This window comes from Nonomuraea sp. NPDC003709, assembly GCF_040610775.1.
GTDB classification, from domain to species: Bacteria; Actinomycetota; Actinomycetes; order Streptosporangiales; family Streptosporangiaceae; genus Nonomuraea; species Nonomuraea angiospora_A.
On sequence record NZ_JBEXMW010000001.1, the window covers coordinates 632,981 to 646,365 of the forward strand.

Below are 13,385 nucleotides of genomic sequence, written 5' to 3' on the forward strand. Positions count from 1 at the left end.
CATCTGCTGTCACAGGCGAGCGATTGCGAGGGAACATGTCGACGGAGCCTCGGTTGAGCTTGGACACCCGGGCCGCGCGCAACCTGGCCACCACCACCAAGACGCGCCCGCAGATGCAGGCCATCACCTCCCGCTGGCTCCTGCGCAGGCTGCCGTGGGTCGACGTGCGCGGCGGCACCTACCGGGTCAACCGCCGGCTGACGCACCACATCGGGCGCGGCCGGGTGAGCGTGGTGCTCAACGGGGCGGACGACGTGCTCATCGTCCCGCAGACGCTCCAGGAGATCCCCCTGCTGCGCGGCTTCGACGACCTCGACGCGCTGGCGGCGATCGCCTCGACGTTCGCGCCGCGGGAGTTCCAGGCGGGAGAGGTCATCGCCGCGGCGGGCACGCCGGTCACCGACACGTACGTGATCGCCCACGGCCGGCTCGAACGGCTGGCCGCCGGCGCGTACGGTGACGCGCAGGCCCTCGGCGTCATCACCGACGGCGCGCACCTGGGCGACGACGCACTCGTGCAGGAGAGCCCCCGATGGCCGTTCACGGTCAGGGCCGCCACCTCCGGCACGATCCTGGTGGCACCGCGCCACGAGATCCAGCAGCTGCTCGGCGACACCCCCGCCCTGCGCGAGCACGTCGTCCGCTACCTGGAGGAGACGCGCAAGCCGGTCAACCGCCGCGGCGAGGCGGCCGTCGCGCTCGCCTCGGGGCACGTGGGCGAGCCGGTCATCGACGGCACGTTCGTCGACTACGACATCCGGCCCCGCGAGTACGAGCTCAGCGTCACGCAGACCATCCTGCGGGTCCACACCCGCGTGGCCGACCTCTTCAACGACCCCATGAGCCAGCTCGAACAGCAGCTGCGCCTGACGGTCCACGAGATCCGCGAGCGCGAGGAGTGGGAGCTGGTCAACAACCGCGAGTTCGGCCTGCTGCACAACACCGACTACGACCAGCGGATCAGCACCTGGTCCGGCCCGCCGACCCCCGATGACCTGGACGACCTGATCAGCATGCGGCGCAAGACCAAGATGCTGCTCGCCCACCCCAAGGCGATCGCCGCGTTCTTCAGGGAGTGCAACAGGCGCGGGCTGGTGCCGGGCAGCGCCGACGTGGACGGCCACGAGATCCCGGCCTGGCGCGGCATCCCGATCTTCCCCTGCGGCAAGATCCCGATCTCCGAGCACCAGACCACCTCCATCCTGGCCCTGCGCACGGGGGAGGAGGACCAGGGGGTCGTCGGCCTTTACCAGACCGGCCTCCCGGAGGAGCACGAGCCGGGGCTCAACGCCCGCTTCATGGGCATCAACTCCCAGGCCGTGATGTCGTACCTGGTCAGCGCCTACTACTCGGCGGCGATCCTGGTGCCCGACGCCATCGGCATCCTCGAGAACGTCGACGTCTCCGCGCCGCGCTCCTGACCGCCCGACTCCGGCTCGACTCCAGGAAGGGGCGCGTCATGCCCGAGATCGCAGCAGGTCCCACCGGTCTGGGCACCTCCGCGCTGCGCCTGCCGCTCTTCGACCGCCATCCCGTGCCACGGCCCGACGAAAGGGACGGGCACGAGCCGCCCAGGCCCGCTCCGATGGATCCCGCGCAGGCGGCGCGCAGCGCCGCCTACCGCCACAGTCTCGCCCCGCTGCCCTACCGGGAACGGCAGTGGGGCGACGGGACCTATCCGCCGCTCTACTGCCCCGAGCTCGTCAGGAACGACCAGGAGCTGGGCGACGAGGTGGACCGGCGGCTGGTGGCGTGGGCGGAGCGGATCGGCCTGCACGAGGGGCGCATGGAGGAGTTCGGCGCGACCGGCTACGGGCGGCTGGCCATGCTCGCCCACCCCGACGCCGACGACCCCGACCTGCTGCTGATCGCGGCGCAGACGAACGCCGCCTGGTGGGCGGCCGACGACTACTACGCCGACGAGACCGAGCTGGGCGCCACGCCGACGGAGCTGCCGCCGCGGCTCGCCCTCGTGACCTCGGCCATGGACCCGCCTCCGCCCGCGGGCGACTACACGCGCCAGCTCGAGGAGGCGATCGAGGCCGACCCCGTGCTGGTCTCCCTGCGGGCGTCCGTCAGCCACATCACCCGCCACGCCACCCCGTCGCAGGTCATGCGGATCTGCAACATCACTTCCCAGATGTACGTGAGCTGGGCCGCCTACGCCGCCTGGCGCTACCTGGAGACGCCGCCGCCCGTGTGGCGCTACCTCGCGGCCCGGCAGCACGACAGCTTCTACACGTCCATGACACTCATCGACATCGTGGGCGCGTACGAACTCCCCGCCAATCTCTTCTTCGACAGGAGGTTCCACACTGCGCTCATGCAGGCAGGCACCGCCAGCGTCCTCGTCAACGACCTGCACTCCGTCGCCAAGGAGGCGGCCGACGAGCTCCCCGACTCCAACGTGATCCTGCTGATCGCCGCCGAGGAGGGCTGCCCCATCCGTGAGGCGACCGAACGCGCCGTGTCCATGCACAACGACTTCGTCAGAGGTTTCGAGGCCAGCCGGCTTGCGCTCGACGCCGTACCGTCCGTCGAGCTGAAGCGGTTCCTGCGCGGGGCGCAGGGCTGGATGGCCGGCTGCGTCGAATGGCACGACACCACCAGCCGCTACAAGTCCTAGAGAGAGGAGCATTGCCGATGACGGCCAGTCCCGTACTCAGCACCTACTACCAGCACTCCGTCGCCGACTACTGGAACACCGAGAAGAACCCGGTCAACCTCCGACTGGGTGAGGTCGACGGGATCTACCACCACCACTATGGCATCGGCGAGGTGGACTGGTCGGTCCTTGAAGGCCCGGAAGACACCCGCGAGAAACGCATCATCGAGGAGCTTCACCGGCTCGAGCACGCGCAGGCCGACCTCCTCATCGGCCAGCTCGGCGCGCTGCGGCCCGAGCACCGGGCCATGGACGCCGGCTGCGGCCGTGGCGGCTCCAGCCTCCTGGTCAACCGCAGGTACGGCTGCCAGGTCGACGGTGTGTCCATCTCCGAGTCCCAGGTGACCTTCGCCAACGAACAGGCGGAGAAGCGCGGTGTGTCCGACAAGGTGCGCTTCCATTTCCGCAACATGCTCGACACCGGTTTCGAACCTGGAACGTTCCAGGCGATCTGGAACAACGAGAGCACGATGTACGTCGAGCTGTCGCTGCTGTTCGCCGCGCACGCCCGCCTCCTGAGCCGGGGCGGCCGGTACGTGTGCATCACCGGCTGCTACAACGACGCCTACGGCCTGCCCTCGCGTGCCGTGAGCCAGATCAACGCCCACTACATCTGCGACATCCACCCCCGCAGCACCTACTTCAAGGAGATGGCGGCCAACCGCCTCGTCCCCATCGACGTCATCGACCTCACCGCCGCGACCATCCCCTATTGGGAGCTGCGCGCCAAGACCCACCTCGCGACGGGGATCGAGCAGGCGTTCCTCGACGCGTACAAGGACGGCAGCTTCCAGTACCTGCTCATCGCCGCCGACCGCATCTGACGGTGATTCCCCCTCCATTCAACAAATCCACCGCCAAGTCCGTCTGAGGGGAGACCGATCACGGAAAGGCGATGGTAAGTGGAAGACGACCCCCGGTTCGCGGAGTTCGTCGCCGAACGCGCCAACGCGCTGCTGCGCTACGGCTACGCCCTGAGCGGCAATCCGCACGACGCGGCGGATCTGACGCAGGAGGCGCTGGTCAGGTTGCATCGGGCGTGGGCGCGCGTGCGCAGGAAGGAGGATCCGGAGCGCTACACCAAGGCGATCATGGCCAGGCTGCACATCAGCGCCTGGCGGCGCCGCCGCCGCGAGCAGCTCGCCTGGGCCCTCCCGGAGAGGCCGATCGAGGACGTGCTGCCCTCCGACGCCGACCAGGAGCTCTGGCAGGCGCTCGAAGGGCTGCCACGCAAGCAGCGCGCCGTCCTCGTCCTGCGCTTCTACGAGCAGCTCCACGACTCGGAGATCGCCGGCGTCCTCGGCATCTCCCAGGGGACCGTACGCAGCCACGCGTCGCTCGGTCTGGCCAAGCTCCGTTCCGCGATCGCCCACCGTACGCCCGCGAGGAGGAGCGTCCCATGAGCACGGATCTGGAAGACGACCTGGGCCGGGTGCTCGGCCGTGCCGCCGAGGGGGCGCCGCAGGCCCCGACCGGCTTCCCCGGCCGGATCGCGGCCCGCTCCCGCCGCCGCAGGACGCGTACGCAGGCGCTGGTGGCGGCGGTCGCCATGGTGATCGCCGGCGTGACGGTACGCGGCATCGACGGGGCGCAGGTGGCGCAGACCAGGTTGCCCGCACCCGTCGAGACAGTCTGGCCCGGCGCGGTCTGGAAGATTCCCCGGCAGCTCCCGGGCGTCCCGGACTTTCGTCCGGCGATCTTCATCGACGACCGCACGGTGCTCCTGTGGACGGAAAAGAGCGGCGAGCGGACCGACGCCGTCTACGCCTACGACCTCGGCACCGGCCGGACCCGAAAGATCGCGGACGCCCCTTCCGGGTACGCCTTCACGGTCGGCGCGGGCCGGATCGTCTGGCAGACGATCGACAAGGACGACCACACGCGGTTCTGGTCGGTGCCGGTCTCCGGCGGGAAGCCCGCCGCCATCGACACCGGCGGCCCGGTCAAGGGGCGCGGTGAGAAGCTGACCGTGGTCGGCGACCGGGTGGCGTTCTCACTGGTCCAAGGCGGGGTCTTCACGTTCCCTTTGAGGGGCGGGCGCGTGACCCCCGTCGCCGGTGCGGAGCGGCACCACATCCTGCGCTGGCCGTGGGTGGCGACCCCGAGCGAGTACACGCAGGACCGCGAGCCCAGCTTCCGGGAGCTGCTCAACGCCGAGACCGGGCAGGCGAGCAGGGCGGTCGTCCGGCCGGGGGAGAGGTACGTCAGGTGCGGCGTGACGACGTGCGTCGGCATGAGGCCCGACGACACGCGCTTCTACCGGCTGCGCGACGGTTCGCGGGAACGGGACCTGCCCGGCTCCCCGGTGCTCGGGCTGGGCGACGACCGCTTCATGGCCGCCGATCCGCCTGGTGCCGCAGGCGGTCAGGTGCTGCTCGACCTGGCCACAGGCAAGCAGGGGGACCTGGGCCTGCGGCCGAGCGACAAGGGCCGGATGACCGGGGTGGAGCCGGGCATCCTCGACGGCGGCCTGGTGTCCTATGCGCTCAAGGACCAGTACGTGATCATCGACCTCGCCAGGATCCACTGATCTCCGCCTCAGGCGAGGGCGAGACCTGTCTCGCCCTCGCGGCGGCTACTTCCCGGCGCCCTTTCCGGGCAGGACCAGGCTGGTCCAGGGCCCGCTGGCGTAGTCGGCCAGGCGCCGGGCCTTCCCGGTTTCGATGTTGACCGCATACGTGCTGATTTGCTTGCGGGCGCTGAGGATCACGACCTCGGACGGGCTCTGCCAGATGGTGGCGCCGTGGAAGCCGTCGCCCTTCGGCAGACCGCGGATCGGCACCTTCCGCACGATCCGCCCGGTCTTGGCGTCGAGGACGGTGAGCGCCGGCTCCTTGTCCTTGTAGTCGCGGGCGACCACCGTGCGGCCGTCCGGAGCGAGCTCGCTGAAGAGGATGAACGTCCCGTCGAAGCGCACCGGCTTGCCCCCGCCGGTGACGGGCATCAGCCACATGTCGGTCTTGACGTTGCGGAGCAGCTGAGCGATGCCGGCCTTGATGCTGATGATCTCGAACTGGTCGGGGACCCGCACCGTCTTGCCGGTGCGTACGTCGATCAGCAGCCCGGTGTCCCTCTTGCTCCCCACCCGCGGATCGAAGCCCACGTACCGGCCGTCGTCGGAGACGACGAGCTGGGTGCCGATCTGGATCCGCTCCTCCTTCACCTTGAAGGGGGAGGTCGACACGGCGCCGGTCGTCAGGTCGCGGACCACGTGGGCCTGGGCCTCGCGGCTGTAGTAGGCGAGCATGCGCCCGTCCCGGCTGATCGCGATGGGGCTGTAACCGCCCTTGCGGGTGGATGCCAGCGCCTGCGGCACCCGGTACGTCGTGCCGGCGCGGGTGACCACCCGCCATTCCTGGACGCGGCAGTTGGTGACCTGAAGGTCCGCGGACACGTCGCAGGGCGTCTTGTACCCGTACTCGACCGCCCCCACCTTCCCGTCGGGCAGGTCGGCCACCGGGTCCGCGCTTTGCGGGGCGGCCGGGTGGGCCCCGCGGGGCCAGACCACCGTCCCGACCGCCACCGACGCCACCAGCGCCGCGACCGTCGCGACGGTGGTCGCCGCCATCGTGCCGCGCCGCCTGCGCCGGTGACCGGCGATGGCCGCGTCGGCCAGGCTCACCAGCGGTGCCTCCTCCGCGAGACCGCTCAGCGCCTCGCGCAGCCTGGTCATCGAACTACCTCCTGCAGGTACGGGTCAGCCAGCTCGGGCGCGAGCGCGCGCAGGCGGGCGAGGGCGTGATGGGTCTGGCTCTTGACGTTGCCGATCGAGCAGCCGAGCGCTTCGGCCGTCTGCGCCTCGGTGAGGTCCTCCCAGTAGCGCAGCACGATCACCGCCCGCTGCTTGCGGGTCAGCTTGGCCAGCGCCTGGCGCAGGACGATCCGGTCGAGCGTGGCGTTGTCATGGGAGGTGCCCTGCTCCGGTGGTGCGGCGCTCAGCACCTCGGGCCGGAGGCGGCGCCGCCAGGCCAGGTACTGGTTGACCAGGGCCTTGCGCGTATATGCCTCGGGATTGCCCTCCTTGGCCAGCTTGGGCCAGTGCTTCACGATCTTGGTCAAGACGCTCTGCAACAGGTCCTCGGCGAGGTGGGCGTCCCCCACGAGCAGGTACGCGGTCCGCATCAGCGCTTGCTGGCGGGCGAGCACGAACTCGCGGAAGCCGTCGTGACGATCCAATGTGCTGTCTCCTCTCGCCCCTTACCAATGCGGTCCTGGGACGAAAGGTTGCACATCCGTCTCTGCTTTCACATGATGAGGGGGCCCCGCTCTGGGACCCCCTCGCATCTGATAGGTCGCGTCTACGCGGGTGCGTACACGCGGTGGACGAACTCGGCGAGCTTGTTGTCCGGCAGCTCCTTCGCCAGATCGGCCTCGGTGACCATGCCCACGATCCGGTGGTTCTCGATCACGGGCAGCCGCTTGATCTGGTGCTGCGTCATCTTCTGCAGCGCCTCCTCGACGCTGCTGGCGGCGTCGACCCAGACCAGCCCGTGGGCGAGCTCGCTCGCGGTGGTCTGGTCGATGTCCTTGCCCTCGGCGCAACACTTGATCACGATGTCGCGGTCGGTGATGATCCCTTTGAGCCGGTCGTCGTCCCCGCAGATCGGCAACGCGCCGACCGAAAGATCACGCATCATCTGCGCGGCCGTGCGGAGGCTGTCGTGTTCGCCGACGCACTGCGCTCCGCGGTGCATCACGTCCTGGACTGTTTTTCCGACTCCCGATGTGCCCATTTCTACCTCCTCCGAGAGGGGTCGAAGGAATCTTCAATCTGAGCCCTACCCCGCCTGCGGGAGATCGCACGAGGTTTGGCGAGGGCCCTGGGCGGTATGCTCCCATCAGGGGACATATGAAAAAGATCGCCGCTGTCGCAGGACTCGTGGTCATGGCCACGTCCGGCGTGACCGCCGCCTTCGGAGACGGTACCGCCCAACACGAAGTGAGTCAGCAGCAGTACGACACCCTCATCTCCCAGTGCCGCTATGCCGACCAGGGCAAGGCGAAGTGCCGTGAGGCGGTCAAGGAGATGTACCGCATCGGCAAATACGACAAGACGCTCGACTGTCGCACGTATTCCGGCGTGACCGTATGCGGCACGCTCAAGCTCAGTAAGGCCGAACGCCAGTGCGTTCGCGAATCCGTCTCCGCGGGGCTGACGTACCGCCGCGCCGAGGTGGAGTGCTACGCCTTCACCTGAGGAGCCAGTTCCATGATCATCGTCGGCGTTGACGGCTCGAGAACCGGGTTGGACGCCGCCGGCTGGGCCGCCACGGAGGCGGCGCTGAGACAGGTGCCGCTTACCGTGGCGCACGCCGTTCCGAAGTGGGTCTGCGAGGAGACCGACGGCCACTACGCCGAGGTCGGGCGGTGGCTGCGCGAGGGCGCGAAATCGGTGCTGATCTCCGCGCGGGACCGCGCTCTGCGGGAGCGGCCGGAGATCACGGTGGAGACCGTCCTGCTGCCCGGAGACCCCCGCTCCGCCCTGGTCAAGGTCTCGGAGAACGCCGAACTGCTGGTCGCGGGCAGCCGGGGCGTCGGCGGCGTGCGCGGGCTGCTGGTGGGGTCCGTCGCGTACGGTATCGCCGCGCACGCGGTCACGGACGTCGTCCTGGTACGCGCCCGCCCCTCGACCCCGCGCGGCGAGATCGTGGTGGGGGTCGACGGTTCTCCCGGGGGCGTACGGGCGCTGGGCTTCGCGTTCGCCGAGGCCGAATTGCGCGGTACGAAGCTGCGCGCCGTACACGCGTGGGCCTGGCCACATCCGAGCGGGTTCGAGCCGGCCGACCGCGACGGCGAGCTGGACCAGTCGCGCGAGCTGGACGCGCTCCTGGCGGGGCACCGGGAACGGCATCCGGGGGTGGAGGTGGTGCCGGAGGTCGTGCACGGCCACCCCGTCGAGGTGCTGCGGGAGGCGGCGGCCGAGGCGGATCTGCTGGTGGTCGGCACGCACGGGCGCAGCCAGTTCGCCGGGATGCTCATGGGCTCGATCAGCCAGGCCATGCTCCACCACGCCCCCTGCCCGCTCGCCGTGGTCCGCAGGGAGCGGGTCTGAAAGTTACACGCCGATCCCGGCGTTCGCGCAGGCCGCCGCCTCGCGCGGGGCTCGCCGCCTTCCCGTCGTACCGGCGCCGTCCTTACGATCTGCGCAGGCTACGACGGGAGAGCAGACGATGCGCAGGACCAGCACCTTGCTGGCGGCGATGCTGGCGTTCGCCGCGGCGGTGTTATTCGTGACGACCACGCAGGCCAGCGGTGCCGCCGCCACCCGGATCATGCCCCTGGGCGACTCGATCACCGGCTCTCCGGGCTGCTGGCGGGCCCTGCTCTGGAACCGGCTCCAGAGCACCGGCTACACCAACATCGACTTCGTCGGCACCCTCCCGCCGCAGGGCTGCGGCGTCGCGTACGACGGCGACAACGAGGGCCACGGCGGCTACCTGGCCACCAACATCGCCAACCAGAGCCAGCTGCCCGGCTGGCTCTCGGCGACCAAACCCGACATCGTGCTGATGCACCTCGGGACGAACGACGTGTGGAGCAACATCGCGCCGGCGACGATCCTCAGCGCGTTCACCACGCTCGTGAACCAGATGCGGGGCAGCAACCCCAACATGAAGATCCTCGTCGCCAAGATCATCCCCATGAACCCGTCCACCTGCGCCGACTGCGGCCAGCGCGCCGTGAACTTCAACAACGCCATCCCCGCCTGGGCGGCCGCGACCACCACGCAGCAGTCGCCGATCACGGTGGTGGACCAGTGGACGGGGTTCAGCACGAGCACGGACACCTACGACGGAGTGCACCCGAACTCGGCCGGTGACCAGAAGATGTCCGACAAGTGGTACCCGCCCCTGGTGAGCGCCCTGTCGGGGATCACCCCCACCTCGACGCCCACCGTCACTCCCACTCCCACTCCCACTCCCACCCCCACTCCCACTCCCGGTGGCGGGTGCACGGCGACGTACAAGAACGCCAACCAGTGGCAGGACGGCTTCCAGGGCGAGGTCACCGTCAAGAACACCGGCGCCTCGGCTATGAGCGCGTGGACGGTGCAGTGGACGTTCGCGAACGGGCAGCGGATCAGCCAGCTCTGGAACGGCACGCTGAGCGCGAACGGCTCCGCGGTGACCGTGCGCAACGTGGCCTGGAACGGCTCGCTCGCGCCGGGGGCCTCGACCACGTTCGGCTTCATCGCCTCGTGGAGCGGCACGAACACCGCCCCCACGCCCACCTGCTCCTAGTTCGCTGTGATGGGGGCCACTCTGGGCTCGGCCAGCCGCACGTAGTCGTCGGTGACCAGCGCGACGGACCGGTCGAGCCTGGCGGCGTTGAAGTACAGCTCGGGCTGGTCGAGCAGCGTCGGGTCCGCGATCAGCTCGAGCCGGGGGTCGTAGCTGAACGGGAGCACGGTCCCGCTCATGCTGCCGGCCAGCTCCTCGGCCTTGTCCTTGGCGGCGAAGGCCACGTACGTGCCGTCCAGCAGCGACTTGACCGCCTGCAGGTCGAGCCGGGCGTTGCCGGGCACGACGGCCAGCACGTGCCGGGTCTGCTTCTTGCCGATCTTGACCATCACGACGAGGCACTTGGCGGCCTGCGCGACGTCGTGCCCGCGCAGGGCGCTGACCTCGTCGGTCCGCCCCTCCGGCGCGTGCTCGATCACCCGGTAGCGGGCGCCGGCGGCGTCCATGTCGGAGATCAGCCGCTCGTACAGCTCACCAGCCACTGCTCAACAACTCCTTCGCCGCGGCGATCCGGTCCTCGTCGCGCTGGTAGAACACCCACTGCTTGATCTTCTTGCCGCGGATCAGGCCCGCCTTGGCGAGCACCTTGAGGTGCTCGCCGCAGGTGGGCTGGCTCACGCCGAGCTTCTCGGCGATGAAGAGCGAGCAGACTCCGTCGCGTACGAGGTCGCCGTCGCGTTGCGGCGGGAAGTGGCGCTCGGGATCACGCAGCCAATCGAGGATCAGCAGCCGCTTGTCATTGGCCAGTGCCTTGACCAGGTCGACGTCCAGCACAAAGGTATTATGGCAATTAGCTAATTACCTGTCTACCTAGGACTGGGTCACGACGGGCGCCCCTTCGCTGGCCTGCACCAGCACGAACCCCTGCCCGCTGAACGCCAGCTGCATGGCCTCCCCGCTGCCCCGCCCGATCAGCGCTCCCGCCTTCATCGTCCGGTTGACGCCGACGTGCAGCCCCGTGCTCCAGCACACGGCGGACTGGCCGTCGGCGTATGTGGGCATGCGGGCGGCATCGAGCAGCACCGGCGTGCCGTGCGTGGTCACCGCCACCCACCCGGTCCCGGTGACCGTCGTGTTGAACAGCCCGCCCGCCGCGATCCCGGCCCCCTGCACGCGCTGGATATCCCAGGTGAGCTGCGGCTGGAACGCCAGCAGATTGCGCCCGTTGACGGTGATCCCCTCGTTCTCCAGGTAGAACAGGTGGATGTCGTCGGCGTTGTCGGCGAGGTAGAGCAGCCCCTCGCCGCGTACGCGCATGAGGGACGCGCCCTCGCCCGTCACGGCCTTCTTGAACAGCTTGCCGAGCCCGCCGCCCTCGTAGTCGAAGTCCATCTTCCCCTGGAAGGCGACCATGGAGCCCTGCTTGGCCAGGACCTCGTGCGGCAGCTGCACGCGCAGCATCTTGCCGTTCTGGAGCGCGAAGCCGGGGGGCAACTGCTGGGACTCGAGATTGCCGAAAATGGAGCTACGCACGGTTGGACCTTCCTAGGCTCGGGAGGGGACGCTACGGCCCACCGTACGCAAACTTTTCACAAAAGAAGCCGCCGGCTAGAACTGCCCTCGGGCCTCTTCCACCCACGCCAGGACGGTTGCCGCTTTCTCGGCGCCGGCGATCTCAGCGGCCTCGTCCAGCACCGCCACGGCGTCCTCACGCCGCCCCTCCGCAGCAGCGATATACGCCAGCCCCACCAGATTGGCCGCCACCCCGGCCATGAACCCGAGCTCCCGGCGCAGCCGTACGGACTCCTCCAGCCGTTCGCGCGCCGCCGGCAGCCGTCCGGCCATGTGTTCGGCGATGCCCAGGTGGCGCAGGACGTACGAGAGGGTCAGCTTGTCGCCGGCCTGCGTCGCCAGCTCATGGGCCCGCTCCAGAGCCGCCGCCGCGGGCGCCTCGTCCCCGCGGACGACCTGATGGAAGGTCCCGACCCAGAGCAGCGCCTCACCCTCACCCCGGACATCTCCGAGCGCCCGGTAAAGCTCCGCGGCCCTCTCGAACAGCCTCAGCTCTTCGTCGCCCTGCTCGCCCTGCCCATCGAGAAACCGGCCGTGCATGATCCGCCCTCGAACCAGCGCCAGATCGGCCTCCACGCCGTCCAGCCCCCGATCGGCGGCCTCCAGCCCGGCCACATCCCCGCCGAAAACGGCCCGCTCATAGAGCTCCTTGGCCCGCTCAAGCCGCCCGTCCATGCCCACCACTCCCATCAGATCCGGGGGAGCGAGGGAATCGGGCCGCCCCTATCCCTTGCCGGCCGCCGTCGCCAGATCCCGTACGACCTGAATCAACTCGGCCGGATCGAACGGCTTGGTCAGATAAGCGTCGACCCCGATCCCCAACCCCCGCCGCCTATCATCGTCCTGTGCCCGCGCCGTGATCAACACCACCTTGATGTGACTGGTGGCCTCCTCGGTCCGCAACCTCTGCGCCGTCGTCCATCCATCCAGGCACGGCATCATCACGTCCAACGTGATGACGTCCGGCATGACGTCGAGCACGCGATCAAGGCAGTCCTGCCCATCGGTGGCGGTCGCGACCTCGAACCCCTCCAGGTTCAGGTTGACCGCGATGAGCTGCCGGATGACCTCGTCGTCGTCCACGACCAGTACTTTCCCAAGAACCTCGCCCACGGGCGCCAAGGTAACCTGTAGCGGGGTCGTCACGGGTGGTTTTCGCTGGATGTGTTCAAGGACCTTTATCGTGTGCCGAGTGGTGCCGGGATGCTGATAGCCTTATCACTCGTCGAGCCCCCTTAGCTCAGGGGATAGAGCACCGGCCTCCGGAGCCGGGTGCGTAGGTTCGAATCCTACAGGGGGCACACGATCTTGATCAGCGGTTCCGGCCGCTGACCAGGGCAAACATCGCAGGTACGGGCGGGCCTCCAGTCTCACGGAGTCCCGCCCGTTCTCGTTGACGCTCGCTGGTCGTGGGCCAGTTGTGGGCCGCTATCAGCGAGCTCATCAGAGCCTTGATGTCGAGGTGCCTGACAAGCCTCACGGCCTCCGAGCACCCGCAACTGCTCGGAAGCGTCCCCGGCACTTGCATGCCAAAGCACGATGTGACGTCAGGACCTGAACGACGGCCGGTTCATAGGCAGCCTCCGCGCTGCGATCCGCCCCGGGAGCGCAGCCGTGCCTGGCACAACGCCCCTCACACAGACCGCCTGCAGGAATCTCTCTTACGCGATCTTCAGGATTACTGCCGCCGCCGGTGGCCGGTAGCACACCGAGCAGTTGCTGCGTAGCCAGCAGCACCGCCCGGTCAGCTTCAAGGCTTATCGACAGGTGTGCGAGGACCGCAGGGGAAAGACCGGACTCAGCAAGCCGCTCGGAGACCGTAGACAACCTGTGCGGAAGCTCCAGCAATCTGGATGAGCCACGAACGTGAATTTCGGCTAGCCCAAAAAGCGTAAACAGCTCATCCTGCACGCTAAAGTTCTCCCCTGACTTCTGAATAAAAACTAGTAGACTCAGTGTGGCCGCCG

General features: G+C 68.9%; 16 protein-coding genes and 1 tRNA gene. 9 read left to right on the plus strand and 8 right to left on the minus strand.

Annotated features, from left to right (window positions below; all coding sequences use genetic code 11):
• The first annotated feature begins 35 nt into the window (after window positions 1–35).
• The 5 genes from ABZX61_RS03015 (at window position 36) to ABZX61_RS03035 (ending at window position 5,195) form a co-directional block, all read left to right on the plus strand.
• Window positions 36–1,421, plus strand: coding sequence for a family 2B encapsulin nanocompartment shell protein (locus ABZX61_RS03015; protein ID WP_355191031.1), 1,386 nt, complete (start codon window positions 36–38; stop codon window positions 1,419–1,421).
• Window positions 1,422–1,459: 38 nt separating this feature from the next.
• Window positions 1,460–2,626 (plus strand): family 2 encapsulin nanocompartment cargo protein terpene cyclase, encoded by a 1,167-nt coding sequence (locus tag ABZX61_RS03020; RefSeq protein ID WP_355191033.1) that lies wholly within the window; start codon window positions 1,460–1,462, stop codon window positions 2,624–2,626.
• Between the two features lie 17 nt (window positions 2,627–2,643).
• Window positions 2,644–3,489: a geranyl diphosphate 2-C-methyltransferase gene (locus tag ABZX61_RS03025; protein WP_355191035.1), complete on the plus strand. Its 846-nt coding sequence runs from the start codon at window positions 2,644–2,646 to the stop codon at window positions 3,487–3,489.
• Between the two features lie 78 nt (window positions 3,490–3,567).
• Window positions 3,568–4,068 (plus strand): SigE family RNA polymerase sigma factor, encoded by a 501-nt coding sequence (locus tag ABZX61_RS03030; RefSeq protein WP_355191037.1) that lies wholly within the window; start codon window positions 3,568–3,570, stop codon window positions 4,066–4,068.
• Window positions 4,065–5,195: a hypothetical protein gene (locus ABZX61_RS03035; protein WP_355191039.1), complete on the plus strand. Its 1,131-nt coding sequence runs from the start codon at window positions 4,065–4,067 to the stop codon at window positions 5,193–5,195. Before ABZX61_RS03030 ends, ABZX61_RS03035 begins: the two co-directional genes overlap by 4 nt.
• Before the next feature lie 45 nt (window positions 5,196–5,240).
• Here the strand turns inward: ABZX61_RS03035 and ABZX61_RS03040 are convergent, their stop codons facing one another.
• From ABZX61_RS03040 to ABZX61_RS03050, 3 genes are all read right to left on the minus strand, one after another.
• On the minus strand, window positions 5,241–6,338 hold the full coding sequence (locus tag ABZX61_RS03040) for a hypothetical protein (RefSeq protein WP_355191041.1): 1,098 nt from the start codon (window positions 6,336–6,338) through the stop codon (window positions 5,241–5,243).
• The gene (locus ABZX61_RS03045) at window positions 6,335–6,841 is read right to left on the minus strand and encodes a SigE family RNA polymerase sigma factor (RefSeq protein WP_355191043.1); all 507 of its coding nucleotides are present in this window, start codon (window positions 6,839–6,841) and stop codon (window positions 6,335–6,337) included. Before ABZX61_RS03045 ends, ABZX61_RS03040 begins: the two co-directional genes overlap by 4 nt.
• A 122-nt stretch (window positions 6,842–6,963) precedes the next feature.
• A complete protein-coding gene (locus ABZX61_RS03050) occupies window positions 6,964–7,359 on the minus strand; it encodes a CBS domain-containing protein (protein ID WP_355191452.1) in 396 nt (131 codons plus the stop codon).
• Between the two features lie 155 nt (window positions 7,360–7,514).
• On the opposite strand from ABZX61_RS03050, the gene ABZX61_RS03055 reads away from it, so the two are divergent.
• From ABZX61_RS03055 to ABZX61_RS03065, 3 genes are all read left to right on the plus strand, one after another.
• A complete protein-coding gene (locus ABZX61_RS03055; protein WP_225963971.1) occupies window positions 7,515–7,862 on the plus strand; it encodes a hypothetical protein in 348 nt (115 codons plus the stop codon).
• 12 nt (window positions 7,863–7,874) lie between these two features.
• Window positions 7,875–8,717 (plus strand): universal stress protein, encoded by an 843-nt coding sequence (locus ABZX61_RS03060; RefSeq protein WP_350728563.1) that lies wholly within the window; start codon window positions 7,875–7,877, stop codon window positions 8,715–8,717.
• Window positions 8,718–8,835: 118 nt separating this feature from the next.
• Window positions 8,836–9,906 carry a cellulose binding domain-containing protein gene (locus ABZX61_RS03065; RefSeq protein ID WP_355191046.1) on the plus strand — a complete coding sequence of 357 codons (1,071 nt, stop codon included), beginning with the start codon at window positions 8,836–8,838 and terminating at the stop codon, window positions 9,904–9,906.
• Here ABZX61_RS03065 and ABZX61_RS03070 read toward each other — a convergent pair.
• From ABZX61_RS03070 to ABZX61_RS03090, 5 genes are all read right to left on the minus strand, one after another.
• The gene (locus tag ABZX61_RS03070) at window positions 9,903–10,388 is read right to left on the minus strand and encodes a YbaK/prolyl-tRNA synthetase associated domain-containing protein (RefSeq protein WP_350728565.1); all 486 of its coding nucleotides are present in this window, start codon (window positions 10,386–10,388) and stop codon (window positions 9,903–9,905) included. The two genes, ABZX61_RS03065 and ABZX61_RS03070, sit on opposite strands and share 4 nt — an antisense overlap.
• Window positions 10,378–10,680: a winged helix-turn-helix domain-containing protein gene (locus ABZX61_RS03075; protein WP_185071156.1), complete on the minus strand. Its 303-nt coding sequence runs from the start codon at window positions 10,678–10,680 to the stop codon at window positions 10,378–10,380. Before ABZX61_RS03075 ends, ABZX61_RS03070 begins: the two co-directional genes overlap by 11 nt.
• Before the next feature lie 36 nt (window positions 10,681–10,716).
• Window positions 10,717–11,379 (minus strand): AIM24 family protein, encoded by a 663-nt coding sequence (locus ABZX61_RS03080; RefSeq protein ID WP_350728566.1) that lies wholly within the window; start codon window positions 11,377–11,379, stop codon window positions 10,717–10,719.
• Window positions 11,380–11,454: 75 nt separating this feature from the next.
• Window positions 11,455–12,093, minus strand: coding sequence for a hypothetical protein (locus ABZX61_RS03085; protein ID WP_350728567.1), 639 nt, complete (start codon window positions 12,091–12,093; stop codon window positions 11,455–11,457).
• 48 nt (window positions 12,094–12,141) lie between these two features.
• Entirely contained in the window at window positions 12,142–12,531 is a 390-nt protein-coding gene (locus ABZX61_RS03090) for a response regulator (RefSeq protein ID WP_350728568.1), read from the minus strand.
• Window positions 12,532–12,647: 116 nt separating this feature from the next.
• On the opposite strand from ABZX61_RS03090, the gene ABZX61_RS03095 reads away from it, so the two are divergent.
• Window positions 12,648–12,719 (plus strand) — tRNA-Arg (locus tag ABZX61_RS03095).
• Window positions 12,720–13,385: the final 666 nt, after the last annotated feature.